The sequence below is a fragment of the Nonomuraea sp. MTCD27 genome, from assembly GCF_041950495.1.
Lineage (GTDB): Bacteria > Actinomycetota > Actinomycetes > Streptosporangiales > Streptosporangiaceae > Nonomuraea.
Map to the genome: position 1 here is coordinate 588,874 of NZ_JBGNUW010000001.1, position 25,989 is coordinate 614,862.

28 protein-coding genes are annotated in these 25,989 nt (G+C 73.5%); 15 read left to right on the plus strand and 13 right to left on the minus strand.

Going from position 1 to position 25,989, the window contains the following annotated elements; genetic code table 11:
• Positions 1-4: 4 nt before the first annotated feature.
• The gene (locus ACBJ59_RS02740) at positions 5-511 is read right to left on the minus strand and encodes a methyltransferase family protein (protein ID WP_375108562.1); all 507 of its coding nucleotides are present in this window, start codon (positions 509-511) and stop codon (positions 5-7) included.
• A gap of 68 nt (positions 512-579) precedes the next feature.
• Positions 580-1,536, minus strand: coding sequence for an NAD(P)-dependent alcohol dehydrogenase (locus ACBJ59_RS02745; protein ID WP_375108563.1), 957 nt, complete (start codon positions 1,534-1,536; stop codon positions 580-582).
• Positions 1,537-1,635: 99 nt separating this feature from the next.
• On the opposite strand from ACBJ59_RS02745, the gene ACBJ59_RS02750 reads away from it, so the two are divergent.
• The 3 genes from ACBJ59_RS02750 (at position 1,636) to ACBJ59_RS02760 (ending at position 3,314) form a co-directional block, all read left to right on the plus strand.
• Complete coding sequence (locus ACBJ59_RS02750) at positions 1,636-2,298, plus strand: TetR/AcrR family transcriptional regulator (RefSeq protein WP_375108564.1); 663 nt, start codon at positions 1,636-1,638, stop codon at positions 2,296-2,298.
• Between the two features lie 135 nt (positions 2,299-2,433).
• Positions 2,434-3,021 (plus strand): hypothetical protein, encoded by a 588-nt coding sequence (locus tag ACBJ59_RS02755; protein ID WP_375108565.1) that lies wholly within the window; start codon positions 2,434-2,436, stop codon positions 3,019-3,021.
• Between the two features lie 101 nt (positions 3,022-3,122).
• Positions 3,123-3,314, plus strand: a complete 192-nt coding sequence (locus ACBJ59_RS02760) for a DUF1918 domain-containing protein (protein ID WP_375108566.1) — start codon at positions 3,123-3,125, stop codon at positions 3,312-3,314.
• Here ACBJ59_RS02760 and ACBJ59_RS02765 read toward each other — a convergent pair whose 3' ends face one another.
• Both ACBJ59_RS02765 and ACBJ59_RS02770 read right to left on the minus strand, forming a co-directional pair.
• Positions 3,315-3,839 carry a type II toxin-antitoxin system prevent-host-death family antitoxin gene (locus ACBJ59_RS02765; protein ID WP_375108567.1) on the minus strand — a complete coding sequence of 175 codons (525 nt, stop codon included), beginning with the start codon at positions 3,837-3,839 and terminating at the stop codon, positions 3,315-3,317. It abuts the gene before it with no gap.
• Positions 3,840-3,962: 123 nt separating this feature from the next.
• Complete coding sequence (locus tag ACBJ59_RS02770) at positions 3,963-4,895, minus strand: aldo/keto reductase (RefSeq protein ID WP_375108568.1); 933 nt, start codon at positions 4,893-4,895, stop codon at positions 3,963-3,965.
• A 130-nt stretch (positions 4,896-5,025) separates the two neighbouring features.
• On the opposite strand from ACBJ59_RS02770, the gene ACBJ59_RS02775 reads away from it, so the two are divergent.
• The 4 genes from ACBJ59_RS02775 (at position 5,026) to ACBJ59_RS02790 (ending at position 7,891) form a co-directional block, all read left to right on the plus strand.
• Positions 5,026-5,844 (plus strand): SDR family NAD(P)-dependent oxidoreductase, encoded by an 819-nt coding sequence (locus ACBJ59_RS02775; protein ID WP_375108569.1) that lies wholly within the window; start codon positions 5,026-5,028, stop codon positions 5,842-5,844.
• A 49-nt stretch (positions 5,845-5,893) separates the two neighbouring features.
• A complete protein-coding gene (locus tag ACBJ59_RS02780) occupies positions 5,894-6,442 on the plus strand; it encodes a GNAT family N-acetyltransferase (protein ID WP_375108570.1) in 549 nt (182 codons plus the stop codon).
• 54 nt (positions 6,443-6,496) lie between these two features.
• Positions 6,497-7,258 (plus strand): SDR family NAD(P)-dependent oxidoreductase, encoded by a 762-nt coding sequence (locus ACBJ59_RS02785; protein WP_375108571.1) that lies wholly within the window; start codon positions 6,497-6,499, stop codon positions 7,256-7,258.
• A gap of 72 nt (positions 7,259-7,330) precedes the next feature.
• Positions 7,331-7,891, plus strand: coding sequence for a DUF4142 domain-containing protein (locus ACBJ59_RS02790; protein ID WP_375108572.1), 561 nt, complete (start codon positions 7,331-7,333; stop codon positions 7,889-7,891).
• A gap of 102 nt (positions 7,892-7,993) precedes the next feature.
• On the opposite strand, the gene ACBJ59_RS02795 is transcribed toward ACBJ59_RS02790, so the two are convergent.
• The 8 genes from ACBJ59_RS02795 to ACBJ59_RS02830 are packed head-to-tail and all read right to left on the minus strand — an operon-like array spanning position 7,994 to position 16,756.
• Positions 7,994-9,433: an aldehyde dehydrogenase family protein gene (locus tag ACBJ59_RS02795; RefSeq protein WP_375108573.1), complete on the minus strand. Its 1,440-nt coding sequence runs from the start codon at positions 9,431-9,433 to the stop codon at positions 7,994-7,996.
• Positions 9,430-10,632: a P1 family peptidase gene (locus tag ACBJ59_RS02800; RefSeq protein ID WP_375108574.1), complete on the minus strand. Its 1,203-nt coding sequence runs from the start codon at positions 10,630-10,632 to the stop codon at positions 9,430-9,432. Before ACBJ59_RS02800 ends, ACBJ59_RS02795 begins: the two co-directional genes overlap by 4 nt.
• Positions 10,632-11,807, minus strand: coding sequence for a M20 family metallopeptidase (locus ACBJ59_RS02805; protein WP_375108575.1), 1,176 nt, complete (start codon positions 11,805-11,807; stop codon positions 10,632-10,634). The genes ACBJ59_RS02800 and ACBJ59_RS02805 overlap by 1 nt, the downstream gene beginning before the upstream one ends.
• The gene (locus tag ACBJ59_RS02810) at positions 11,804-12,619 is read right to left on the minus strand and encodes an ATP-binding cassette domain-containing protein (RefSeq protein WP_375108576.1); all 816 of its coding nucleotides are present in this window, start codon (positions 12,617-12,619) and stop codon (positions 11,804-11,806) included. Before ACBJ59_RS02810 ends, ACBJ59_RS02805 begins: the two co-directional genes overlap by 4 nt.
• Positions 12,588-13,502, minus strand: a complete 915-nt coding sequence (locus ACBJ59_RS02815) for an ABC transporter ATP-binding protein (RefSeq protein ID WP_375108577.1) — start codon at positions 13,500-13,502, stop codon at positions 12,588-12,590. The genes ACBJ59_RS02810 and ACBJ59_RS02815 overlap by 32 nt, the downstream gene beginning before the upstream one ends.
• On the minus strand, positions 13,489-14,310 hold the full coding sequence (locus ACBJ59_RS02820; RefSeq protein WP_364126504.1) for an ABC transporter permease: 822 nt from the start codon (positions 14,308-14,310) through the stop codon (positions 13,489-13,491). Before ACBJ59_RS02820 ends, ACBJ59_RS02815 begins: the two co-directional genes overlap by 14 nt.
• Positions 14,311-14,318: 8 nt before the next feature.
• Positions 14,319-15,257 (minus strand): ABC transporter permease, encoded by a 939-nt coding sequence (locus ACBJ59_RS02825; RefSeq protein WP_375108578.1) that lies wholly within the window; start codon positions 15,255-15,257, stop codon positions 14,319-14,321.
• The gene (locus ACBJ59_RS02830; protein ID WP_375108579.1) at positions 15,254-16,756 is read right to left on the minus strand and encodes an ABC transporter substrate-binding protein; all 1,503 of its coding nucleotides are present in this window, start codon (positions 16,754-16,756) and stop codon (positions 15,254-15,256) included. The genes ACBJ59_RS02825 and ACBJ59_RS02830 overlap by 4 nt, the downstream gene beginning before the upstream one ends.
• 88 nt (positions 16,757-16,844) lie before the next feature.
• On the opposite strand from ACBJ59_RS02830, the gene ACBJ59_RS02835 reads away from it, so the two are divergent.
• The 8 genes from ACBJ59_RS02835 to ACBJ59_RS02870 all read left to right on the plus strand — a co-directional run bounded on the left by ACBJ59_RS02835 (position 16,845) and on the right by ACBJ59_RS02870 (position 24,373).
• Complete coding sequence (locus ACBJ59_RS02835) at positions 16,845-17,597, plus strand: FadR/GntR family transcriptional regulator (RefSeq protein WP_375108580.1); 753 nt, start codon at positions 16,845-16,847, stop codon at positions 17,595-17,597.
• Between the two features lie 29 nt (positions 17,598-17,626).
• On the plus strand, positions 17,627-18,592 hold the full coding sequence (locus tag ACBJ59_RS02840; RefSeq protein ID WP_375108581.1) for an adenylate/guanylate cyclase domain-containing protein: 966 nt from the start codon (positions 17,627-17,629) through the stop codon (positions 18,590-18,592).
• Between the two features lie 167 nt (positions 18,593-18,759).
• Positions 18,760-19,242, plus strand: a complete 483-nt coding sequence (locus tag ACBJ59_RS02845; RefSeq protein ID WP_375108582.1) for a SigE family RNA polymerase sigma factor — start codon at positions 18,760-18,762, stop codon at positions 19,240-19,242.
• Entirely contained in the window at positions 19,239-20,264 is a 1,026-nt protein-coding gene (locus tag ACBJ59_RS02850; RefSeq protein WP_375108583.1) for a hypothetical protein, read from the plus strand. The genes ACBJ59_RS02845 and ACBJ59_RS02850 overlap by 4 nt, the downstream gene beginning before the upstream one ends.
• Positions 20,265-20,298: 34 nt before the next feature.
• Complete coding sequence (locus tag ACBJ59_RS02855) at positions 20,299-21,054, plus strand: aminotransferase class IV (RefSeq protein WP_375108584.1); 756 nt, start codon at positions 20,299-20,301, stop codon at positions 21,052-21,054.
• A 14-nt stretch (positions 21,055-21,068) separates the two neighbouring features.
• Entirely contained in the window at positions 21,069-22,061 is a 993-nt protein-coding gene (locus ACBJ59_RS02860) for an LLM class flavin-dependent oxidoreductase (RefSeq protein ID WP_375108585.1), read from the plus strand.
• Positions 22,062-22,102: 41 nt separating this feature from the next.
• On the plus strand, positions 22,103-23,623 hold the full coding sequence (locus tag ACBJ59_RS02865) for an acyl-CoA synthetase (protein ID WP_375108586.1): 1,521 nt from the start codon (positions 22,103-22,105) through the stop codon (positions 23,621-23,623).
• Between the two features lie 108 nt (positions 23,624-23,731).
• Positions 23,732-24,373 (plus strand): class I SAM-dependent methyltransferase, encoded by a 642-nt coding sequence (locus ACBJ59_RS02870; RefSeq protein ID WP_375108587.1) that lies wholly within the window; start codon positions 23,732-23,734, stop codon positions 24,371-24,373.
• Here ACBJ59_RS02870 and ACBJ59_RS02875 read toward each other — a convergent pair whose 3' ends face one another.
• Positions 24,374-25,933, minus strand: a complete 1,560-nt coding sequence (locus tag ACBJ59_RS02875) for a benzoate-CoA ligase family protein (protein WP_375108588.1) — start codon at positions 25,931-25,933, stop codon at positions 24,374-24,376.
• Positions 25,934-25,989 lie beyond the last annotated feature (56 nt).

Consider the following 25,989-nt stretch of genomic DNA (forward strand, 5'->3'; position numbering starts at 1 on the left):
GGACTCACGGTTGGTACGGGTGCACTCTCGGCCACCATCCCGGCACATGGGAGCGGTAGGCGTCATAGTCGGCGCCGAAGCGCCGGCGCAGGTCCGGCTCCTCGTACCAGCGGACGAAGGAGTAGACCGGGATCGCCAGGACGGCGGCGTAGACCAGGATCCAGGGATCGCCGAAGATCATGGCCTGGCCCAGGACGGCGGCGAAGACGGCGACGTACATGGGGTTGCGGACGTACCGGTAGAGCCCGCCGATCACCAGCCGGTCGGGCGGCGCGACCGGGATCGGCGTGCCCAGCCCCTCCAGCACGAACCTGACGAACGCGTCGACCAGCACGGCCAGCCCCGCCAGCACGAGGATCGCGCCGAGTGCCCTGAGCGGGATCATGACCGGGTCCGGGAAGGGGCCGCGCATCCGCCAGCCGCTGATCCAGTACGGGACGAGCACGGCGACGGTTCCGGGGGCGGCGGCGAAGAAGGCTGCGCTGACGACGGCTGCGGGTGTTCTGCGCATGGCGACGCTCCTAATTCATTATGTGATGAGTTTAGGCAGCGCCCGCGGCCGCGTCAACGATCAGGGGATCAGCCGACCCGGACGACGATCTTGCCGCGCACGCCCCCGGACTCCAGGGCCCGGTGCGCCTCGGCGATGCCGGCGAGCGGGAACACCGTGTCGACGACCGGCCGGATCGCGCCGGTCTCCACGTACCGGGCGAGGTCGGCGAGGAGGCGATGGGTGGGGTTGCCGCTGAAGAAGCGCACGCGCCGCCGGCCGAACACGGCGGAGGCGGCGACGTACGACAGGGACGCCGCGGCGCGCTTGAGGTCGAAGGCGATCGCCACCATGCGGCCGCCCGGCGTCAGGAGGCGGCGGTAGGCGGGGTGGGCGGTGCCGACGGTGTCCAGGACCACGTCGAACGCGCCCAGGCCGGCCGGGCCGGTGGTGGCGTAGTCGAGGACCTCGTCGGCGCCGAGGCCGCGGACGAGCTCCAGGTTCCGGGCCCCGGCGAGCGCGGTGACGTAGGCGCCCATGGCCTTGCCGAGCTGGACGGCGACGCTGCCGACGCCGCCGGCCGCGCCGCGGACGAGCAGCCGCTCGCCCGCCGCGAGCGCGGCCTTGTCACGCAGCGCCGTGATCGCCGTCGTGCCCACGGCGGGCAGCGCCGCGGCCTCGGCCAGGTCGAGCCCGGCCGGGACACGGGACAGCCGGCGGGGCCGGACGGCCACGAACTCGGCCGCGCTGCCGAACGAGCGGCCCAGCAGCCCCCACACCCGGTCGCCCACCGCCGGGCCGGACGCGCCGGGGCCGAGGGCGACGACCTCGCCGGCGAAGTCGACGCCCGTACGCTTCGGGAAGCCCCGCTCCACCAGCCCGGTCACCAGCCGGACCCGGCCCGCCCGGCCGTGCAGCTCGCCGCCGTTGACGCTGGTGGCGTGCACGCGCACCAGCACCTCACCGGGGCCGGGGACCGGCTTGGGCACGATGCCCTCGTACAGCACCTCAGGGGGCCCGTACCGGTTGTAGAGGGCCGCGCGCATGTCACTCACTGTCCTTTTCATCCCCTCTTGCAGAGTTCCTGCCAGTGACGCTAGCGCGCTAAGCGGATGGGGCCGTCCACTTACGCTAATGTGAGAAACATGCCTGGTCATCCCTCTCGGATAGCGCCTCCCCCGGCGGCCGCCGGACTGCGCGCGGACGCGCGGCACAACCGCGACCGCATCCTCGACGCCGCGCGGGAGGCGTTCGCCACGCGCGGGCTCGACGTGCCGATGGCGGCGATCGCGCGCCGCGCGGGCGTCGGGGTGGCGACGCTCTACCGGCGCTTCCCGTCGCGGGAGTCGCTGGTCACGGAGGTGTTCGCCGACCAGCTCGATGCCTGCGGGGCGGCGGTGGAGGAGGCGATGGCCGATCCGGACCCGTGGCGGGCGTTCCGCACGGCGATCGAAAAGGTGTGCGCGATGCAGCTCGCCGACCGGGGGTTCACGGCGGCGTTCCTGACGGCGTTCCCGGAGGCGGTCGACTTCGAGCGTCTCCGGGGGCGGGCCGAGCTCTGCTTCGCCGAGGTGGTGCGGCGGGCCAAGGACGCCGGGCAGCTGCGCGCCGACTTCGAGCTCGCGGACCTGGTGCTGCTGCTCAAGGCCGGCAACGCCATCGCGGCCGAGCCCGGGGAGGTGGCGGCGGCCGGGTCGCGGCGGCTGGTGGCGTACCTGCTGCAGTCCTTCCGGGCCGAGCACGCCGAGCCGCTGCCGCCGGCGCCGCCGCTCGGGCTCGACCACGTGTACGCGCCGGCGGCACGCTAGCGAATCGCGGGCGGCGAGCCCCGGAGCGGCCAGGTTCCCCCGGCGCGTCCGTGCGGCCGGGACGTGTACAACGGCATGGACCGCGCCCGCCGCTCCCGTGTGTACTGCTGGGGCGACCTCGGAGGAGTGTGATCGATGGACGACCCGCTGTGGAGTTCCCTGCCCGGCGGCGTGCGCGACCGCGTGGACGCCCTGATCCGGGACGGCCGCATGCTGCAGGCGATCCAGGCCGTGCGGGAGGGCCTGGCGCAGGCCGGACCGGCCGGACCGGGCCCCGGCATGACCGAGCCGCAGACCGGCCCGTACCAGAGGGGCCCCGGCCTGTACGAGTGTCTGGACACCGTGACCTGGCGGGCCGCCGCCCTCGGGCAGAGCCTCGACCCGTGGCCTTCCCCGCCCCTCGACCTCGACGCGCTGTCCGCCACGATCGCGGCGCTGCCCGGCCGGCTGGAGGCGATCGAGGCCGTGTGGGACGGTGACTCGTTCGGCTGGATGATCGAGCTGCTGGCCGTCACCGCCGGGCCGCGCGCCGAGCACCGCCTGGCGCAGGTGCGCCACGGCGGCGACCTGCGGGTGTTCAACGGCCAGGTGCCGCCGTGGCCGGAGGCGGAGGAGGCCGGGGCGGCCGGGCGGGCGCTGGCGGAGCGGTTCGGGGTGCCGTTCCGGTTCGCGAGCCCCACCGAGCCGGACGACACGGCCCCCTACCGGCGCGAGCCCCGCTGACGCCCGCCGGAGGGGCTCACCGGCTTCCCGGGAGGGCCGGGCTGGTGCACTGTGGGAGGGCACCACGAAGTCGCCACAGCCCAGCCGAGAGGAAGTCCACCATGCAGGCGAATGTCGGTGATATGTTGATCATCCGCGGCGCCGTCGTCGGTCAGGCGTCCAGGAAGGGCGAGATCCTCGAGGTACGCGGCGCCGCCGGGTCGCCGCCCTACCTCGTCCGCTTCGACGACGGCCACGAGCAGCTGGTCTTCCCCGGCCCCGACGCCCTGGTCGAACCGACCGGAACGGCCTGATCACTCCATCAGCGACACCAGGGCCGCGGCGATGTCGGCGCCCGAGCCGGCCGCGATCTCCTTGCCGTCGCGGTCGCGGGCGACGGCGACGACCCCGTCCGCCGGGCCACGGACGAGGGAGATGGTGTGCCCCTGCGACAGCAGGTCCTCGGCGGTCGCGCGGCGCCGGGCAGCGGGCCGGTCGAGGAGGCGACGGGCCGCGATCAGGGCGGCGACCGGGGTGCGGTGGCGGGTCAGCAGCACGGGGCCCTCGTCGTACGGGCCGGCGGTCTGGCGGACGAGGTCGCCGAGCTTGGAGCGGGCCGTTGACAGCGACAGCACCGGCAGGCCGCTCAGCACCCCGGACACCTCCGGCAGCGGGACCAGCGCGGCCCACTCCCAGCGCTCGCGGGTGATCAGCGTGACCGTGCCGCTCCTGGCGGCGTGCACGAGGGCGCCCCAGCGGGCGCGCGCCTCCTCCACACCGACGGGGGCGCCGAAGCGTGCCTCCAGCTCTTCGTACGGAGGCCGTTCCGTGTTGACCATGCGCAAATCGTAAGGCGCCTTACAGATCTTTCGCAAGCCGCCTTACAAGTCCGGCGAACCGGGCGGGTCGCCGGACACAACCTCGCCGCCACGCCCCGGGCCGTTCCGTCGTGGCGGGCGGGTTCAGGCGAGCGCGTCCAGGGCGGACAGGTCCTCCGGGGTGAGCTCGATGGCCGCCGCATCGAGGTTCTCCTCCAGGTGGGTGAGCGAGCCCGTGCCGGGGGTCGGCAGGGTGACCGGCGAGATGTGCAGGAGCCAGGCCAGCGCCACCTGCCCGGCGCTCGCCCCGTGCCGCCGCGCCACCTCCGCCAGGCCCGCCGCGCCACCTGCCGGGCGCGCGCCGTCCCCGGGCCCGCCGGTGGCCCCGCCGGCTCCGGTCGCCGCAGTGGTGGTGGTGGCGGTTGCGGTGGTGGCGGTGGTCAGGGAGCCGTTGCCGAGGGGGAACCACGGCAGGAAGGCCAGCCCGCGCTCCTCGCACAGCCGCAGCACCGGCTCGGACTCCCGGTCCAGGACGTTGTAGCGGTTCTGCACCGAGGCGATCTCCGTCACCTCCAGCGCCCGCCGCAGCTCGCCGGCCGTGACCGTGTCGAGGCCGATGTGCCGGATCTTGCCCTCCCGCCGCAGCTCGGCCAGGGTGCCGAGCTGGTCGGCCAAGGGCACCTCCGGGTCCAGCCGGTGGAGCTGGTAGAGGTCGATGGTCTCCGTTCTGAGGCGGCGCAGGCTGGCCTCGCACATGGCCCGCAGCCGCTCGGGCCGCCCGGCGACGTGCCAGACGTTCGGCCCCGTACGCACGACGCCGCCCTTGGTCGCCACCACGACCCCCTCCGCGTACGGGTGCAGCGCCCGCGCCACCAGCTCCTCCGCCAGGTCGGGGCCGTAGTTGTCGGCGGTGTCGACGAGCGTGACCCCGCGCTCCACGGCGCGGCGCAGCACGCGCACCGCCTGCTCCGGCTCCAGCCGCGGCCCCCAGTAGCCGTGCCCGGTGAGCTGTCCCGTGCCGTAGCCCAGGCGCCGCACCCGCAGCTCGCCCGCGATGTCGAAGCTCAGATCGACCAATGTGCACCTCTCAGTAGCGACGGCCCGGGACGGGAGGGTAGCAGCGGGCCGGATTCCGCACGGCGGACGGGGTAGCGTCGGATCGGGAGGGCCGGGGTGGAGGTTCGGGAGAGCCGGAGTGGAGGTGGGCATGCGTCCCATGGAGCAGCGGACGATCCTGGTCACGGGCGCGACCGACGGTCTCGGCCGGGCGCTGGCCGCCGACCTCGCGGGCCGGGGCGCGACCGTCCTGGTGCACGGCCGGGACGACGGGCGCGGGCAGGCCACGATGGAGGAGATCCGCGCGCGCGTGCCGGGAGCCCGGCTGCACTGGTACCGCGCGGATCTGGCCTCAATCGACCAGGTGCGCGAGCTGGCCGCGGCCGTCGCCGCCGAGCACAAGGGGCTCGACACGCTGGTCAACAACGCGGGCATCGGGACGACCGTGCCGGGCGGCGGGGCGCGTCAGGAGAGCGCGGACGGGCACGAGCTCAGGTTCGCGGTCAACTACCTGGCCGGGTTCCTGCTCACCCGGCTGCTGCTGCCGGTGCTGCGGTCGGCGGCCCCGTCCAGGATCGTGAACGTCAGCAGCCTGGGCCAGGCGCCGATCGACTTCGACGACGTGATGCTGGTCAAGGACTACAGCGGGGTACGCGCGTACTGCCAGAGCAAGCTGGCCCAGGTGATGTTCACCGTGGACCTGGCCGAGGAGCTGGCGGGCACCGGGGTCACCGCGAACGCGCTGCACCCGGCGACGTACATGCCGACCAAGATGGTCGTGGCCACGCCCGCGAGCGAGCTGAGCGAGGGCGTGGAGGCGACCTCGCGGCTGGTCACCGACCCCGCGCTGGACGAGGTGTCCGGGCGCTTCTTCGACGGCACGCGGCCCGCGCAGGCGCTGGAGCAGGCCTACGACCCCGGGGCCCGGGCCCGGCTGCGCGAGCTGTCGGAGTCGCTGACGGCCCGCTGATGGCCGAAAACCCGTCGAGAACGTCCGCCGCGTCGGCTACCGTGCCCCGGTGCGCGTTTACCTGGAGACCGAGCGGCTGATCCTGCGCCGCTTCACCGAGTCCGACGAGGACCACCTGTTCGCCCTGCACAACGACCCCGAGGTCATGCGCTACCTCAACGGCGGCCAGCCGACGCCGCGGGAGACGATCGTCGAGCGGACCCTGCCCAGGTTCGTCGCCGGCGGGTTCTTCGCGGCCCTGGAGAAGCCGTCGGGCGCGTTCCTCGGCTGGTTCCACCTGCGACCGGCCGAGAACGGATCGGACGAGGAGCCCGAGCTGGGCTACCGGCTGCACAAGGCGGCGTGGGGCAGGGGGGTCGCGACGGAGGGGTCGCTCGCGCTGATCGACAAGGCGTTCGCGGAGCTGGGCGCCCGCCGGGTGTTCGCCCAGACGATGGCGGTCAACCTCGGGTCGCGGCGGGTGATGGAGAAGTGCGGGCTGCGGCTGGTCCGTACGTTCCACCTGGAGGGGTTCGAGGCCATCGAGGGTTCGGAGCACGGCGAGGTCGAGTACGAGCTGCTGCGCTCCGGCTGGGAGGCCGCCCGCGACCGGCACTGAAGCGGCCCACGCGGACCTGGTGTACTGGTCGGACCAGTCGCTAGGGTGCCTGCTATGGGATATGACGCGCTGTTCCGCCTGGACGGGCGGCGGGCCGTGGTGATCGGCGCAGGGAGCGGGATCGGCAGGGAGGCGGCGCTGGCGCTGGCCGCCCACGGGGCCTCCGTGGTCTGCGCCGACCGCGACCTGCCGGCCGCGACGGAGACCGCGGCCGGCTGCGGCGGAACCGCCCGGCTGGTCGACGTGCTGGACGAGGGGGCGGTGCGCGCGCTGGCCGCGGAGGAGCCGGCCGACGTGCTGGTGTTCACGGCGGCCACGAACGTGCGCAAGCGCCTGCTCGACTACTCCGGCGAGGAGTTCGACCGGGTCGTGGGGCTGAACCTGCGGGCCTCGTTCGACGTGGTGCGCGCGTTCGGGGCGGGCATGGTCGAACGGGGACGCGGGTCGATCATCGGGTTCGCCTCGATCCGGGCCTCGGTCACCGAGCCGGGGCAAAGCGTCTACTCGGCCACGAAGGCGGGGCTGGTGCAGTTGCTGCGTACGGCGGCGGCGGAGTTCGGGCCGAGCGGGGTGCGGGTGAACGCGATCGCGCCGGGGGTGGTGGAGACGCCGCTGACCAGGCAGATCAAGGACAATCCCGGCTGGTACGCCGCGTACGCCGCCAAGAGCGCGCTCGGCCGGTGGGCGGCGGCCGAGGAGATGGCCGGCGCGGTGGTCTACCTGGCGAGCGACGCGGCGAGCTTCGTGACCGGCTCCGTGCTGTACGTGGACGGCGGCTGGACCGCCGTGGACGGCCGCTACGACCCGCCGAATTGAGCCGCCCGAATCAACCTGAATACCTCGGCCCGGATTGGGCAGCGGGCACGGGTCCCAGGAAAGGAGGGACCCATGAGAACAGCACGGAAGTTAGCACCCGCGGGCATCGCGGCCGTGCTGGCGCTGACCATCGCCCCCGCCGCTCAGGCCCAGACCCCGGGGACGGCCGCGCCGAGCGCCGCCGTCAGCGAGACCGGCTGGGCACTGCGCGTACCCGCTCAGGACAGGGCGTACCTGAGGGCGGCGCACAGGGGCCACCTCGCCGAGATCGCGGCCGCGAAGGCCGCGTTGCGCGAGTCGCGTGACAGGGATGTCCGCGGCATCGCCTGGCGGCTGATCCGCGATCACCGCAGGCTGGACGCGCGGCTGCGCGGGGTCGCCGACCGGCTCGACGTCCGCCTTCCCACCTCCCCCAGCGCCGCGCAGCGGGACGACCTGCGCGCGGTGGTTGCCAGGTCCGGTCCGCGTTTCGACCGCGCCTGGCTGCGCCTGCAGGCCGATGCGCACGAACACGCGCTCTGGCTGGGGCAGCGGGAGCTGCGGCGCGGGCACTCCGCTCGGGTGAAGGACCTGGCGCGCGACAGCGCACCGGTGATCCGGCACCACCTGCGCGAGATCCGCGCCGAGCTGTAACGAATCCCTTCATGTGACCGGAAGCCCGGTCATCGGGTGAGCCGTGCCGGTCGTCCGTGGTGCCCTCCGGGGCTCACGGGCGGCCGGCACGGTCGTGCGGAGTCACGGCCGGATGATGGCCATCCTGGTCACGGTGAGCTCCTCGATGGCGAACCGGGGCCCTTCGCGGCCGGACCCCGAGTCCTTGACACCCCCGTACGGCATGTTGTCCGCCCTGAACCCCGGCACGTCGTTGACCACGACCCCACCGGCCTCGATGCGCTCGATCGCCGCGAACGCCGTGGCGAGCGAGCGGGTGAACACCGCCGCGTGCAGGCCGTACCGCGACCGGTTGACCGCCGTGAAGGCGGCGTCGAGGTCGGGCACCGGCCGGACGCACACGACGGGCCCGAAGATCTCCTCGTCCCAGGCCGTGGCGCCGTCCGGCACGCCGTCCAGCACCGTCGGCGCGATGGCCCGGCCGTCGCGGTGCCCGCCCGCGAGCACGCGGGCCCCGGACGCGGCGATCCACTCCAGCACGCGGTCGGTGGCCGCCTCGTCGATGAGCGGGGCGACACGGGTGCCGGGCAGGCGCGGGTCGCCGACGGTGACGTTCTTGACGCGTCCGGCCAGCAGGGACCCGAACTCCTCGCGTACGGGCTCCTCGACCAGCACCCTCTGCACCGAGATGCACGCCTGGCCGGAGGCGTAGTAGCCGCCGCGCACGACCGCGTCCGCGGCCGCCCCGAGGTCGGCGTCGGCCGCCACCACGAGCGCCGCGTTCGAGCCGAGCTCCAGCAGCACCTTGGTGGGGGCGGCGGCGCGCGCGATGGCGTGGCCGGCGGCGGCCGAGCCGGTGAACGAGACCGCGCCGATCCGCCGGTCCTCCACCAGCGTCCGGCCCACCTCGACGTCGCCGGTGACGAGCTGCACGCCGGCCGGGGGCAGGGCGCCGGTATCGCGCAGGAGGCCCACCAGCCGGAGCGTGGCCAGCGGGGTCGCCGGGGCGGGCTTGACGATCACCGGGCAGCCGGCCGCCACCGCCGGTGCGATCTTGTGCGCGGCCAGGAGCAGGGGGTAGTTGAAGCCCGTGATGCCGACGACGACGCCGATGGGCCGGCGCGTCCAGAAGCCGATCAGCCCCTCGCCGGAGGGCAGCAGGTCGAGCGGCACGGTCTCGCCGTGCAGCCGGGCGACCTCCTCGGCGGCCGTGGCCAGCGTGACGAGCGTCCTGGCCACCTCCACCCGGCAGTCCACCAGCGGCTTGCCGGTCTCGAGGACGAGGAGCCGCTCGAACTCCTCCCGCCTGGCCGCCAGCGCGTCATGGGTCCGCATGAGGGCGGCGCGGCGGGCGTGCGAGGGCAGCGCCGCCATGGCGGGGGCCGCGGCGAGGGCCTCGTCGAGGGCCTGGCGGGCGTGCGCCGCCGTACCCAGCGGGGCCTCGGCGACCCGGGACCCGTCGTAGGGGAAGATCACGTCCGTGGTGGCCGCGGTCCTCGTCCAGCCGTCGCCGATCGGCAGGCCGGTGGGGAGGTCGCGGGGCAGGTCGGGGGCTGGTGTCATGGCCGGCTCCGGAGGGCGCTGGGGAAGACGTCGAGGTAGGCGGGCGCGCCCTCGCGGCCGGTGGCGGCCAGGACGGCGTGGGCGACGGCACGGCTGAACACGTCGGCCGCGGCCGCCAGCACGTCCTGGAAGGCGTCGTGACCGGGGGCGGGGCGGGCGCAGGTGGCCAGGCCGAAGACGGTGTCGCCGTCGGTCATGGTGTGGGCCGGTCTGATGGCCCTGGCCAGGCCGTCGTGGGCGACCGCCGCCAGCTTGCCGCACTGGGCCTTGGTGAGGGTGAGGTCGGTGGCGACGACGCCGATGGTGGTGTTGAAGGCGGGGGTCCGGTCCGGGTTCCAGGCCGCGGCCTCCTCGGGGGAAGGGGGCCCGAGGTGGTCGAACTCGCCGGGGAGGCCGTACCTGGTGCCCGCCAGGGTGGCGTCGCGGGGGTCGAGGACGGAGCCCGCGGCGTTGACGACGGCCAGCACGGCGACCGTGGAGCCGTCGGGCAGCACGGCGCTCGCCGTGCCCACGCCGCCGGCCAGCCCGCCCGCCACCGCCCCGGTCCCCGCCCCGACGGACCCGCTCACCGTCGGGGGCGCGGTCGCCTGCGTGAACCGCCCGCCGCCGTCCGGGGCCGGCGCCCCTTCGAGGGAGGGGGAAGCGGGCACACCGCCCGCGGCGGGGACGGAGGGCTTCGCGCCGTCGGGGGCCGCGGGGGCCTCGCCGGAGGAGCCGTCCCTCCGAAAGACCTCGGGCCCGGACGGCAGGAGAGGGGGCGGGCTGCCTGTGGCGGCGTCGTAGGCGGCGGCGCCCAGGGTGGCGTCGGGGACGGCGCGGAAGGTGCCGCCGCGGCCCAGGTCGAAGATGACGGCGGCCGGGACGATCGGGACCGCGCCGCCCGCCACCGGATAGCCCGCCCCGGCGTCGGCGAGCCGGTCCATCACGCCGCAGGCCGCTCCCAGCCCGAACGCGCTCCCGCCGGAGAGCACCACGGCGTGCACCCGCTCCACCAGGTTGCGCGGGTCGAGCAGCTCCGTCTCCCGCGTCCCGGGCGCGGCGCCCCGCACGTCCACCCCGGCCACGGCCCCGTCCGGCGGCGCGAGGACGACGGTCGTCCCGGTACGGTGCCCGCCTCCGACCCGCCGGGCGTGCCCCACCCGCAGCCCCGCCACGTCCACCAGCGAGTTGGTGGCCCCCGGCCGCATCGGCAGCCGCATCAGAAGTCGCCGTTCAGGAACCGCCGGGCCGCCTCGGCGAACACCCGGGTACACCGCACGATCTCCTCGACCTCGACGAACTCGTCCGCCTGGTGGGCGATCCACTTCCCGCCGGGCCCGTAGACCACCGACGGGATGCCGCCCCAATGCGTCAGCACGGTCCCGTCCGTCGAGCCCGGCACCCCGCCGTACACCGGCTCCTCCCCCGTCACCGCCCGGTGGGCGGCGGCCAGCGCGGCCACGACCGGGTCGGTCACGGGCACGTCCACCGGCGGCCGGTCCACCAGCACCGACACCTCGGCGGCGATCCCGTCGAAGCCGGCGAGGGCGGCCACCCGGTCGGCGATCTCCTTGTGCTCGACGCCGGGGATCGTGCGCACGTCGACGAAGAGGGAGGCGACCGCCGGGATCACGTTGACCTGCTCCTCGGTGCCGGCCCGGAGCACGGTCGGGGTCACGTACACCTCGCCGAGGTGCTCGTGCGCCGGGTGCCGGTCCTGCAGCTCCTGCTGCAGCGACCGCAGCGCCACCAGCAGGGATCCGGCGGCCTGGATCGGGTTGCGGCCGTGCTGCGGCATCGCCCCGTGCGCCATCTTGCCGGTGAGGTCCACCCGCAGCCGCAGGGCTCCCTTGGCGACGGCGCAGATCTCGCCCGCCTCCGGCTCGGCCACGATCGCGCCGTCCACGCCGGAGGTGAGGCCCGAGGAGACGAAGTGGTGCGCGCCGATCATGAGGCCCTCCTCGTCGGCCAGCGCGCAGACCTTGATCCGCCCGGGGAAGGGGCCGGCGAGCTGCAGGGCGCGGGTGGCGTACAGGGTGGCGGCCAGGCCGGACTTCATGTCGGCGCTGCCCCGCCCCCACAGCCTGCCGTCGCGGATCTCCCCGCCGAACGGGTCCACGGTCCAGGTGGACAGGTCGCCCTCGGTCACCACGTCCGTGTGGCCCTCGAACATCAGCGTCGGCCCGGCGCCGCCGCCCTCGACGACGGCGACCACGTTCGGCCGGCCGGGCGCGGCCTCGTACACGACCGGTTCCCAGCCCCACTCCCGCATCCTCGCCTCGACGAGCTCGGCGGCGGGCCGCTCGCTGCGGCCGCGCGCCGGGTCGTTGGTGCTGGGGATCCGCACGAGCGCCTGCGTGAACTCCACCACTCCATCGGCATCGACGTCGATCACAGGAATCCCTCCAGAGTCGGTACGGCCCGCAGCAGCTCCTGCGTGTACGGGTGGGCGGGCGCCGCCCAGACGTCGTCCACCGGCCCGGTCTCCACGATCTCGCCCCGGCTCATGACCGCGACCGTCTCGCACACGTGCCGCACCACGGACAGGTCGTGCGAGACGAACACGAGCGTGAGCCCCAGCTCGTCGACGAGGTCGGCCAGCAGGTTGAGTATCTGCCCGCGTACGGAGACATCCAGCGCGCTCACCGGCTCGTCGGCGACCAGCACCTTCGGCCGGGGCGCGAGCGCGCGGGCGATGGCGATGCGCTGCCGCTGCCCGCCGGAGAACTGGTGCGGGTACCGGTCGGCCGCCTCGGCCGGCAGCCCGACCGCCTCCAGCAGCTCCGCGACCCGGTTCCCGGCCGGCAGGCCGAGGGCGGCCAGCGGCTCGGCGACGAGGTCGCGCACGCGCATGCGGGGGTCGAGCGAGCTCATCGGGTCCTGGAAGACGATCTGGAGGTTCTCGCGCAGGAAGCGCAGGCGCCGCTCCGGCAGGCCGGTGATCTCCTGGCCGTCGAAGCGGATCGAACCGCCGGTGGGCTGGTCGAGGGCGCAGAGGAGGCGCAGCAGGGTGGACTTGCCGGAGCCGGACTCGCCGACGACGCCGTACCGCTCACCGCGCCGTACGGTCAGCGAGACGTCGCGCAGGGCGTGGACGGCGCCGCCCGGCCGGGTGAGGGAGGTGCGGGGGCGGTGGTAGACGCGGCTCAGCTCCCGCACCTCGATCAGCGGGGCCTCAGTGGGCGGGGTGCCAGCATGCGTAGGCATGTCCGTCTCCTGTCAGCTCCGGCACGGTCTCGCACGCGGGGGTGGCGTGCGGGCAGCGGTTCCTGAACACGCAGCCGCCGGGGAACCGCCCGGCCGGGGGCACGCTGCCCTTGATGGTGGGCAGGCGGGTGCCGCGCGGGGTGAGCCGGGAGGCGGCCAGCAGGCCCTGCGTGTAGCGGTGGCGGGGGCGGGTGAAGACCTCGCGGATGGGGCCGGACTCGACGACGCGGCCGCCGTACATGACCAGGACGCGCTCGCAGACGGAGGCGACGACGGCGAGGTCGTGGGTGATGAACAGCAGCGCGGGGGCCACCTCGGCGATCAGCTCCAGCATCTGCTTCTGCACCGTGACGTCGAGCGCGGTCGTGGGCTCGTCGCAGATGAGCAACCGGGGCTCGTTGGCCAGGGCGATGGCGAGCATGACGCGCTGGCGCTGGCCGCCGGAGAGCTGGTGCGGGTACGCGCGGGCGATCTGGGCGGGCTCGGGCAGGCGGACCCGGCCGAGCAGCTCCAGGGACCGCTCGCGGGCCTCCTGGCGGGAGCGGCCGTGCAGGGTCATGACCTCGGCGACCTGGGCGCCGATCCGCATGAGCGGGTTGAGCGCGGTCATGGGCTCCTGGAACACCATGGACAGGTCGCGGCCGCGCAGGTCCTTGATCCGGCTCTCCGGCACGCCGACCAGGTCGCGGTCCGCCAGCCTGGCCCGGCCGGCCGCGGTGACGCCCTCGGGCAGCAGGCCCATGAGCGACAGCGCGGTCAGCGACTTGCCGGAGCCCGACTCGCCGATCAGCCCCACCCGCTCGCCGGGCGCGATGCCGAACGACACGTCCCGGACCAGCTCCACCGGGCCGGCGCGCACGGTGAGGTCCTCAACCTTCAGCACGGATCCTCCTGAGCTTGGGGTCGAGGAAGTCGCGCAGCCCGTCGCCGAGGAGGTTGAAGCCGAGCACCGCCAGCGCGATCGCCAGGCCGGGCCACAGGGCCAGGCGCGGGGTGGAGAACAGCAGCTCCTGCGACTCCTGCAGCATCCGCCCCCACGACGGGATCGGCGGGCGGGTGCCGAAGCCGAGGAACGACAGCGCCGCCTCGGCCAGGATCGCGATGGCGAACGACACCGACGCCTGCACGATCAGCATGGAGCCGATGTTCGGCAGCACGTGCCGCACCGCGATCGCCGCGCGCCGCCGCCCGGCGGCCCTGGCGGCCAGGATGTAGTCGGTCACCATGACCTGGAGCGTGGCGGCGCGGGCCACGCGGGCGAACGCCGGCACGGTGGCCACCCCGATCGCGATCATCGCGGTGAGCGTGCCGGGCCCGTAGACGGCGCCGAGCATGACGGCCAGCAGCAGCGCGGGGAAGGCGAAGACGAGGTCGTTGACCCGCATGACCAGCTCGGAGAGCCAGCCGCGCGGCGTCATCCCGGCGAGCACGCCGAGCGGGGTGCCGATGAGGGCCGCGATGCCGACCGCGACGATGCCGACGTAGAGGGTGGTGCGGGCGCCGACCATGAGCTGGCTGAAGGTGTCGCGGCCGAACTTGTCGGCCCCGAGGAGGTAGCCGCCGCCGGGCTCGCGCAGCCGGTGCGCGGCGTCCACGAGCGTCGGGTCGTGCGGGGTCCAGAAGAACGACGCCACCGCCGCGAGCACCACGAGCCCGACGAGCGCGCCGCCGACGAGGAGCCCGGCGTTCATCCGGCCTCTCATCGCAGCCTCGGGTCGAGCAGGTGGTAGAGCACGTCCACCACGAAGTTGATCAGCAGTACGGCCGCCACCAGCACCATCACCACGCCTTGGACGAGCAGCAGGTCACGGCCGGCGACGCCGTTGAGCAGCAGGTCGCCCAGCCCGGGGATGACGAAGACCCGCTCGACCACGACCGCGCCGATCAGCAGCGTGGCCAGTTGCAGGCCGAGCACGGTGACGACGGGGATCGAGGCGTTGCGCAGCCCGTGCCGCCACAGCGCGCCGGTGCGGCCCCGGCCCTTGGCGCGGGCGGTGCGCAGGTAGTCCTCGCGCATGACGTCGAGCACGGCGCTGCGCACGTAGCGGGTGAGCACCGCGCCCTGGACGAGGCCGAGCGACAACCAGGGCAGCAGCAGGCTGCGCAGCCACTCCCCCGGATTCTCCGCGATCGGCACGTAGCCGCCGGACGGCAGCGCCTGGGCCTGCACCGCGAACACGAACACCAGCAGGATGCCGGCCAGGAACGCGGGGATCGCGATGCCGAGCTGGCTGGCCGCGCTGATCGCCGCGCCGAGTGGGTCGCGGTGGTGCACGGCCGCGAACGTCCCCAGCGGCACCGCGAGCACCAGCGCCACGGCCATGCCGCCGAGCACCAGCACGGCCGTGACGCCGAGCCGGTCGCCGATCTGCGGGCCGATGGGGGCGCTGGTGACGTACGAGGTGCCGAAGTCGCCCTGGAGGAGGCCGCCCGCCCAGTCGAGGAACTGCGCCACCGGCGCCCGGTCGGTGCCGAACTGCCGGCGCAGCTCGGCCACCGCCTCGGGGGTGGCGTTGACGCCGAGCGCGATCTCGGCCGGGTCGCCGGGCAGCAGCGCCATGAACGCGAACACCGCGACCGCGGCCACGGCGGTGCTCGCGATCAGCACCGCCGCCCGTTTGACGAAGTACAGCGTCACTGCTTGGCGAGCGCGGTGAAGTCGAAGGACTCCGCGATGGCGTTCTTCGGCAGCCCGGTGACGCCCTTCTTCGCCACGATCAGGTTCGGGAAGAGGAAGAGCCAGTCGGCCGCGGCGTCGTCGGACAGCAGCTTGGCGGCCTGCTTGAGGTTGCCGGCCTGCTCCTGCTCGGTGCCCGCGTCGGCGGCGGCGAGCAGCTTGCCGAACTCGGGGTTGTCGTAGCGGAAGTAGTACGATTTATCCGCAAAAATGCCCATATCCCGGGGCTCGACGTGGTTGATGAGCGAGAGGTCGTAGTCGCCCTTGGTGAACACCTGGTCCAGCCAGCGGGCCGGGAACTCCAGCGGCTCGATCTCCGCCGTGATCCCCACCTGGGCGAGCTGCGACTTGACGACCTGGGCGCTGTTGACCGCGTACGGCAGGTTGGGGATGCGCATCTTGACGTCGTACGTCTTGCCGCCGAGCAACTCCTTGGCCTTGGCCGGGTCGTACGGGTAGTCGCCGGTGCGGTCCTCGTACCAGGGGTCGGTGGGCGGCACCATCGAGCCGATGAGCTGGCCGCGCCCGGCCCAGGCGGTGTCGAGCAGCGCCTTGTGGTCGATGGCGTGCCGGACGGCCTGCCGCACCTTCTTGTCGTCGAACGGCGGGCGGCCGTTGTTCATGGACAGCACCACCTCGCCGTTCGTGGTGCCCTCGATCGTCTCGAAGCGGTTGGGGTCGGCGAACTGCTGCAGCGACTCGGGCGCCTGCACGCTGGAGATGACGTCGATGCCGCCGGTCAGCAGCGCGTTGTTCATCGCCGTGGCGTCCTTGAAGTATTTCAGGGTGATCGCCGTCAGCGGCGGCTTCGTGCCCCAGTAGGAGGGGTTGGCGTTGAGCTGGATGGAGTCGCCGCGCCGCCACGAGCCCAGCACGTACGGCCCCGTGCCGACGGGCTTGTTGGCCAAATCGGAGACGCCGGTGCGGCTGAACATGGCGCCGAGCCTGGTGGCCATCGAGTAGAGGAAGCCGTTGCTCGGCTGCTCGAGCGTGACGACGGCGGTCGAGTCGTCCTTCTTCGTCACCTTGTCGATGACGTCGAGCTGCGACTTGATCTTGAGCTTCCAGTCCGACTTGACCCGGTCGAGCGAGAACACCACGTCGTCGGCCGTGAACGGCGCGCCGTTGGTGAACGTGACGTTCTTGCGCAGGGTGAAGGTGTAGGTCCGGCGATCGTCCGAGACGTCCCACTTCTCGGCGAGCAGCGGCACGATCTGGCCGTCCTGGCCGAGTTTGACCAGGCCCTCGTAGACGTTGACGAGCAGCGCCTGCGGGATGGCGGCACCTTCGGTGGAGGTGAAGTCGAGGTTCGCGGGCTCGGCCACGAAACCGACCGACAGCGACTGGGCCTTGGGGGTGCCGCCGGCGCCGCCGCTCCCGTTGCCGGACGCGCCGCCACCGCAGGCCGCCGTGGCCAGCAGGAGACCGCCCGCGGCGATCAAGATTCCGATTCGCCTCATGCCTTACAGCCTCCTGGCTAGTGCACTGGTCGGACCAGTAGGCTACGCACATTGCCAGTCGGCGATGGCTCGGGTCAAGGGGGCTTGCATGGGTGGTCCGCGCTTCGAGCCGGTGCGCACCGTACGCGCTTACGAGCGGGTCGTGGAGCAGGTCGAGGAGGCCATCGAGAGCGGCGCTCTCTCACCGGGGCAGCGGCTGCCGAGTGAGCGCGAGCTGATGGTGCAGTTCTCGGTCAGCCGCTCCACCGTACGCGAGGCGCTGCGGGTGCTGCAGGCCCGCGGCCTGGTGCGCTCGCGGCCGGGGGACCCCAACGGGGCGGAGGTGCTGCCGTTCTCGCCCGCCGCATTACACAAGTCGATGACCACGCTGGCCCGGGTGGACGAGCTGTCGCTGGCCGAGCTGGTGCAGTTCAGGATGGTGCTGGACTCGGCGGCCATCCTGCTGGCCGCGCGCCTGCGCACGGAGGAGCAGCTCGCCGAGATGGGCGCGGCGGTCGAGGGCATGCGGGCGGCCGTGGACGCGGGCGAGGAGACCTTCGGGGCGGCCGACGTGGCCTTCCACGACGCTGTGGTGCGCGCGAGCGGCAACAAGCTCATCGAGATCTGCACCGACGTGGTCCGGTCGATCGTGCTGAAGCTGATCTCGGAGCGGATCGCGGGCGCGCCGGACCGGCGGGCGCTGATGCGGGAGAGCATCCGGCACCACGAGGAGGTCATCGCCGCCATCCGCGCCGGGGACGGCCCGCTGGCGGCCCGGCTGTCGAGAAAGGCGATGTATGACTACTACGCCGGGTATGTCAGTGAAGGTGAGAGAAGTGCCCTAAGGGCCTTGCTGGAGTGACCTGGCCCACAGGGTGTTATGTTGCCGAGGTGGCGCGCGTGGACGGGGACGGGCTGGCGGAAGCCTTTCTGCGCGAGCCGCGCCGATACACCAGTCACCAGGTCGCCGAGATGGCGGGGGTGCCGGTCTATCGCGCGCGGCGGTTCTGGCGTGCCCTGGGGTTCGCCAACGTGCCCGACGACGCGGTGGAGTTCACCGACTCCGACGTCGAGGCGCTCAAGACACTGGTCGGCATGGTGACCTCGGGCGTCTACGACGAGGAGCACGTGCTGCTCATGGCCCGCTCGCTGGGCCGGGCCACCACCCGCCTGGCCGAGTCGCAGGCCGAGCTGGGCGTGGAGGCCCTCGACCAGGCCGGCGTGCCGCTGGTGGAGCGGCCCAGGGCCTGGCGCAGGCGGGCCGAGCGGGTGGTGCCGGACCTGGCGCGGCTGCTGGTCTACGCCTGGCAGCGCCAGCTCGCCGCCGCCGCCGGGCGCATCGCCGACCAGGACATGAGCGCCGTGCGGCTGGCCGTCGGGTTCGCCGATCTGGTCGCCTTCACCCGGCTGAGCCGGCAGATCACCGCGAGCGAGCTGGCGCGGCTGATCGACCGGTTCGAGGGGCGCTCGGCCGACATCGTGACCTCCTCCGGCGGGCGGGTGGTCAAGACGCTGGGCGACTCGGTGCTGTTCGTGACCGACAAGGCGCACGTGGCGGCGGAGATCGCGCTGCGGCTGGTGGAGACGCACGCGCGTGGCCGGGACATGCCGGAGCTGCGGGTGGGGCTGGCGTCCGGGCCGGTGATCTGGCGCATGGGTGACGTGTTCGGCACCACGGTCAACCTGGCCAGCAGGCTGACCGCGCTGTCCCTGCCGGGCACGATCCTGGCCGATCCGCAGCTCGCCGAGGAGCTGGAGGGCGACCGGGCCTTCCGGCTGCGCGAGGTCAACCGGCTGTCGGTACGGGGGCTGGGCGAGCTGGCACCGTTCACGGTCACGCGGGCCGAGAGCCCCTGACCGTCACCGTCGCGCGGGCCGGGAGCCCCTGACCGTCACCCTCACGCGAGCCCGGAGCCCCTGACCGCCTGCCGGGAGCCTTCCCCGGGTAGCCGGGGGCCGGGCAACCTGGCTCGGCGGTCGATGCGTCACTACCGTCAGCCGGTTCTCACAGGAGGCGCTTCAAGTTGGCGGATAGAGCGATATTTCAGGACTTCGTGGTGACGCGGTCGGATCGGTTGTTACGCACCGCGTACCTGCTGACCCGGGACTGGGGCGTCGCGGAGGACCTGCTGCAGGAGTCGCTGGCCAAGGCGTGGTTCGCCTGGCACGGCATCGACGAGCCCGAGGCGTACGTGCGCAAGGTACTCGTGACCACGTACACGTCCTGGTGGCGGCGGCGCTGGCGCAGGGAGCTGCCCAGCGACGACCTGCCCGAGGACGTCACGCCCGACCCGTGGGACGCCGGACGCGAGGAGCTGTGGCGGGCGGTGGGCCGCCTGCCGGCCAGGCAGCGCGCGGTGATCGTGCTGCGCTTCTACGAGGACCTGCCGGTGAACGAGGTGGCCCGGCTGCTGGGCTGCCAGGAGGGCACGGTCAAGAGCCAGACCGCCAAGGCGCTGGCCAAGCTGCGAGTGGACGAGTCGATCGTGAAGGAGCTGCGCCGATGACCGTGCAAGACCTGCGTGACGTCCTGCGGGAGCGGGCCGAAGGCCCCTCCCCCGCGAACCCCCGCCGCCACGACCAGGTCCGCGCCCGCATCCGCAGGACCCGCCTGCGCAGGCGGGCGGCGGCGGGCACCGCGCTGGTCGCGGCGGTCGCGGCCGGCGTGGTCCTGCTGCCGGGGACGGCCGCGCCCCCGGCCCGCGAGACCACGACGGCGGCCCGGCTGGCGCCCACCCCGACGGCGAAGGAGCTCCCGCCGCGCTTCACCGCGCCCGACGGAACCGAGTACCGCCGGCTGGCCACGGCCGCGCTGGAGGCGGACGGCGCCAAGAAGACGTCGGTGACGATCCCGGTCTCCGGCAGGCCGCTGGACGTGGCCGGGCTCTGCGACGGCGAGTTCGGCGCGAGCGCGCCGAAGGTCCTCGTGGACGGCAACCACACCGGCCTCCGCGGGTTCCTGTCGTGCCGGAAGACGATGGAGCTGCAGCCGCTGATCGTGCCGCCGGGCGCGACGCGGGTCACGCTCACGTTCGACACGACGACCACCGGCTGGGGCTGCGTCGTCAAGAAGAAGGGCGGGCCGTGCGTACGAGTCCCCGAGAAGAGGGCCGACTGGGACCTGGCCGTCTACGAGTGGACGCCGCCCTCCCGGCCGGTCACCCCGGAGCCGGTCAATGCCTTCCCCGACCGGGCGGGCGGCAAGCGGCTGGCCTCCATGTCGACCGGCGTCTATCCGAACGACTCCACCATCGAGCTGGAGGTGGTGAGCACCGGCGGCAGGATCGGCATCGACCAGCTCTGCTCGGGCGACCTGGCCGCGCGGATGTGGTTCACGTACCAGGTCAACGGCGCGAAGTCCCCGTCGACCTCGATGTGCGGAGTCTGGAAGGAGGGCCCGTACCCGATGGCGATGAGCGAGTTCGAGGTGCCCAAGGGCAAGAAGGTCACCATCACCGGGCGGATGGGGCTCTGGGGCGAGCACACCAACCGGCCGGTCGACTGGGCGGTCGCGGTGTACCGGAACTGATCTCGTAGGCTGGCCGCGACGACAGGAGGTGGCCGTGGTCGAGCGGGCCGCGATCGAGGGCAGGCTGATGGACGGCGACGCGCGCTTCGCGCTGGAGTCGCGCTATGGGCACTTCACCGCCATGCAGGTCAGAGACCGCCGGGTGCGCGGGCTCGGGCTGCATTTCGAGCGGCTGGACCAGGCGAGCCGCGAGCTGTTCGGCGGCGGGGTCGACCGGTCCGCGGTGCTCGCCTCGATCCGGACCGTGCTGGGCGACGACCTGCGGGACGCGAGCGTACGGGTCTACGTCTTCGACGCCGACCCGCCGCGCGTCGTCGCCTCGGCGGCCCCTCCCCACGAGCCGCTCAAGGGGCCGCTGAGCGTCAAGTCCGTCGTCTACCAGCGTTACCTGCCGCACATCAAGCAGGCCGCCGGCTTCCAGCAGGCGCACATCAACCGGACGGCCAGGCGCGAGGGCTTCGACGAGGCGCTGCTCACCACCGAGGACGGCCTGATCAGCGAGGGCTCGATCACGAACCTGGGCGGCTTCGCCGGCGGCCGGCTGGTCTGGCCGGCCGCCCCGATGTTGCGCGGGGTCACGATGCGGCTGCTGGAGCGCATGGACGTGCCGCAGGAGCGGCGCCCGCTGAAGGTGGCCGACCTGACCGGGTTCGACCAGGTGTTCGTGTGCAACTCCTGGGGCGTGATGCCGGTCGGCGCGGTGGACGGCGTGCCGCTGCCGCAGGACGCCGGGCTGGTGGCTCGGCTGCTCGGCCACTACGAGGGCATCGCCTGGGACCCGCTGGATTGATCCGGGGATCGCGGGTGTTGCACGCCTACGTGACCGCCTACTCGATCCTCGACCGCTCGCTCGTCCGCCAGGGCTCCACCCCGGCCGCCGCGCTGCGCGAGACCGTACGGTTCGCGCGGCAGGCCGAGGAGCTCGGATACCACCGGTTCTGGGTGTCCGAGCACCACAGCGTGCCCGGCGTGGCGGGCTCGGCCCCGACCGTGCTGGCGGCGGCCGTGGCCGCGGCGACCTCGCGGATCCGGGTGGGCACCGGCGGCGTGATGCTGCCCAATCACCAGCCGCTGGTGGTGGCCGAGCAGTTCGGCGTGCTGGAGTCGCTCTACCCCGGCCGCGTGGACATGGGTCTGGGGCGTTCCGTGGGTTTCACGGGCGGCATCCGCAGGGCGCTCGGACACGGCAAGGACGACGCGGACGGGTTCGGCGACCGGCTCGACGAGCTGCTCGGCTATTTCACCGGCACGCAGGCGGCGCATCCGGGGGTGCACGCGCTGCCCGCGGAGGGGCTGCGGCCGCAGGTGTTCGTGCTGGCCATGGGCTCGGGGGCGGAGATCGCGGCGGCGCACGGGCTGCCGATGGTGATCGGGGCCGGCGCGCGGATGGTGGACGCCGTGGCCCGGTACCGTGCGGGGTTCCGGCCGTCCGGGTGGGCGGCGCGGCCGTACGTGGTGATCGCGGTCAACGTGGCGGTCGGCGCGACGCGGGCGGAGGCGGCCACGCTGCAGCTGCCCGAGGCGTGGGCCACGGCGCTCTCGCGCACCAGCGGGGCCTTCCCGCCGCTCGTGCCGGCCGAGGAGGTCGCCGGGCTGGAGATGGGCGCGCGGGAGCGGGCCTACCTGGAGGAGTCGCTCAAGGGGCAGATCCACGGGACCGGGCCCGAGGTCGCGGTGGCGCTCGGCTCGCTGGTGGAGGCGAGCGGGGCGGACGAGGTGCTGGTCACGATGAACACCTACGACCTGGACCGGCGGCTGGACTCCTACCGGCGGCTGGCGGCGGCCCTCACGGGTTAGGATCACCCGAACATCGTTCTGCGCGAATGAAGGGTGCCCGCATGATCCGCCAGCACGCCATCGGTGACCTCCTGCGGCGCACGGCCGCCCGCCACCCCGCCAAGACCGCCATCGTGTACGGCGACCTGCGGCAGAGCTACGCCGACCTCGACCTGGCGGTGAACAGGACGGCCAACGCGCTGGCCGCCCGGGGCGTGGGCAAGGGCGACCGGTTCGCCGTCTTCAGCCACAACAACCACGCGTTCGTGGTGGCGTACTTCGCCTTGGCGCGGCTGGGGGCGATCTCCGTGCCGGTCAACTTCATGCTGGGGGCCGGGGAGGTGGCGTACGTCCTCGAGCATTCCGGCGCCACCGGGATCCTGGCCGAGGAGGCGCTGCTGCCGGTGGCCGCCGCGGCGGTCACCGAGCGGGTCACGGTGCGCGGCGTGATCGGCGCGGCGCCGGAGGGCTGGGAGCCGTTCACCGCGTGGTCGTCCCATGACGACGCCTCGGAGCCCCGGGTGGAGATCGCCGACGACGACCCGATCCAGCTCATGTACACCAGCGGCACCGAGTCCCGCCCCAAGGGCGCCACGCTGACGAGCCGCAGCCTGATCGCCCAGTACGTCACGTGCGTGGTGGACGGCGAGATGAGCCACGACGACGTCGAGGTGCACGCCCTGCCCCTCTACCACTGCGCGCAGCTGCACTGCTTCCTGACGCCGGGCATCTATCTGGGCGCCACCAACATCGTCCTGCCCGGCGCCAGCCCGGCGGCGATCCTGGCCACGATCGAGGGCGAGCGCGCCACGAAGCTGTTCTGCCCGCCCACGGTCTGGATCTCGCTGCTGCGCCACCCCGACTTCGACCGCAGGGACCTGTCGTCGCTGCGCAAGGGCTACTACGGCGCCTCGATCATGCCCGTGGAGGTGCTGAAGGAGATCGCCGCCCGCCTGCCCGAGGTGCGCCTGTTCAACTTCTACGGCCAGACCGAGATGGCCCCCGTCGCCACGATCCTGGGCCCGGAGGAGCAGCTGACCCGGCTCGGCTCGGCCGGGCGGCCCGCGCTGAACGTCGAGACCCGCATCGTCGACGACCGTGACGAGCCCGTGCCGCCCGGCGTGGTGGGCGAGATCGTGCACCGCAGCCCGCACGCCATGCTCGGCTACTGGAACGACCCGGAAAAGACGGCCGAGGCGTTCCGCGGCGGCTGGTTCCACAGCGGCGACCTGGGCGTCATGGACGCCGACGGCTACCTGTCGGTGGTGGACAGGAAGAAGGACATGATCAAGTCGGGCGGCGAGAACGTGGCCGGCCGCGAGGTGGAGGAGGCCATCTACCAGCATCCGGCGGTCGCGGAGGCGGCCGTGTTCGGGGTGCCGGACGAGAAGTGGATCGAGGCGGTGACGGCCGCGGTGGTGCTGCGCGAGGGCGCGGGGCTGACCGCGGACGAGCTGGTCGGGTTCCTGCGGGGGCGGCTGGCGGCGTTCAAGACGCCCAAGCGGGTGGTGTTCGTGGACGCGCTGCCGAAGAACGCCTCCGGCAAGGTGCTCAAGCGGGAGCTGCGCGACACCCTGTCATGATCGGGTCGTGACCAGGCGTCAGCCACGCCAATAGCGGGCATCCCCTCTCGGCGACGACTTCACCTCAAGCCCCGGGACAACTCCTCCGTCTCGACCGAGAGAGGCCGCATGCCAAGCCTGCCCGAGCTCATGCACCGCACGTTCTTCCGGACGCTGTCCCTGCTGTCGCCGAGGGCCCAGGGGACGATCCTGCGCCGCTACTTCGAGTGGCGGCACCGGATCCCCGACCCCTGGAAGCTGGCGACCGACAGCTACGAGCAGCACAAGTACCACACCACGCTCAAGCACCTGCCGCCGCGGCCCTACCGGCGCATCATCGAGGTCGGATGCGCCGAGGGCGTCTTCACCGGCGCGCTCGCGCGGGCCTACCCCGACGCGGAGATCACGGGGGTGGACGTGTCCGCGCGGGCGCTGGAGCGGGCGCGGGCCCGCGTGCCGGAGAACGGCCGGGTGCGCTTCGTCCAGGCCGACATCCTCACCCACCGGCCCGAGCCCCGCTTCGACCTGGTGTTCTGCTCGGAGACCCTCTACTATCTGGGCCGCCACGACCGCCTGTGCCTGGCCTCGGCGCAGCTCAGCGGCCTGCTCGTGCCGGACGGCGTGCTGGTGGCGGTGCACCCCTGGCCCGAGGCCACCCGGCTGCACAGCTATCTGGACGCGCACGGGTCGCTGCACCGGCTGGGCGAGCAGGTCTACACGACCCCGCCGCGGCCGTTCGCCATCACGATCTACGGGACGAAGCCCGGCTAGCTAGCCCTTGCCCAGCAGGTCGGCGGCGATCTGGCGGACCACCACGCGCTGGATCTTGCCGGTCGCCGTCTTGGGCAGCTCGTCGAGGACCAGCACCTCGCGCGGGCGCTTGAACGAGGCCAGCCCGTCCCGGCAGAAGCCGATGAGCTCCCCGGCGTCCACCGTGCGGCCCGGGGCGGGCACCACGCAGGCCACCGGCTTCTCCAGCCCCTCCCCGTCGAGGTAGGCCACGACCGCGCACTCCCCCACCGACTCGTGCTGGAGCAGCCGGGCCTCGACCTCCATCGGCGACACCCAGATCCCGCCCGCCTTGATCATGTCGTTGGATCGGCCGAGGCAGCGGTAGAAGCCGTCCGCCTCGCGGACGTAGGTGTCGCCCGTGCGCAGCCACTCGCCCTGGAACACCTGGCGGGTGGTGGCGGTGCGGCACCAGTAGCCGGTGGCGATCGAGTCGCCGCGGACGTACAGGTGGCCGGGCTCGCCGTCCCCGGCGGGGACGCCGCGGTCGTCGAGGAGGCGGGCCTCGTAGCCGGGGACGACCGTTCCCGAGCTGCCCGGCCGTACCTGGCCGGGGTGGTTGGAGATGAAGATGTGCAGCGCCTCGGTGGAGCCGAGCCCGTCGATGACGTCCACGCCGAACCGCTCGGTGAAGCGCCGGTAGATCTCGGCGGGCAGCGCCTCGCCCGCCGAGACGCCCAGCCGTACGGACGCGAACGCGTCGTCGGGCGCGCCGCCGGAGTCATGGGCGGCGAGCAGCGCGGCGAAGAACGTGGGGCCGGCGAAGAACAGCGTGGGGCGCTCCTCCCTCACCCGGGCGAGCACGCCCGCGGGGGTGGGCCGGGCCGGGTCGAGGATCGCGGTGGCCCCGGCGGCCAGGGGGAAGAACAGGGAGTTGCCGATGCCGTACGCGAAGAACAGCCGCGCCACCGACAGGCACCGGTCCTCCTGGCGGATGCCGAGCACCTGGCGGCCGTAGGTCTCGTAGACGTCCCGGATCGCGCCGTGGCGGTGCATGGCGGCCTTGGGCGCGCCGGTGGTGCCGGAGGTGTAGAGCCACAGGGCGGGCGAGTCGCGCCAGCTCTCGTACGGGGGCGCGGCCGGCCGGCCGGCGGCCAGCACCTCGGCCCAGGAGCGCGCCGGCGCGACCGCCTCGCCCACGAGGACGAGCGTCTCCACCTCGGGGGCGGCGTCCAGGGCCGCGCGCACGACCGGCTCGAACTCGGGGGTGGCCACGACCACCCGCGCCCGGGAGTCCCTGACGAGGGTGCCCAGCTCGGGCCCGTTGTACATGGTGGACACCGGCACCGCGACCGCGCCCATCCGCATCACGGCCAGGATGGTGATCGCGGTCTCCGGCCGGTCCGACATGACGAGCAGGACGCGCTCCTCCGGCCGCACGCCCAGCTTCCGCAGCCCTGTGGCCAGCTCGGCAACGTGCGCGGCGAGCTGGGCGTAGGTGAGGGTGCCCGCCGGGCCGGTGATCGCGAGGTGGTCGCCCCGGCCCGCCTGGACCTGGCGGTCGGTGAGAAAGACGCTGGCGTTGAACGACTCGGACGTCATGACCGTCCCCCATCCGCAGGCGGGCAATGGTAGCTGAATCTTCCACACGGAATCTG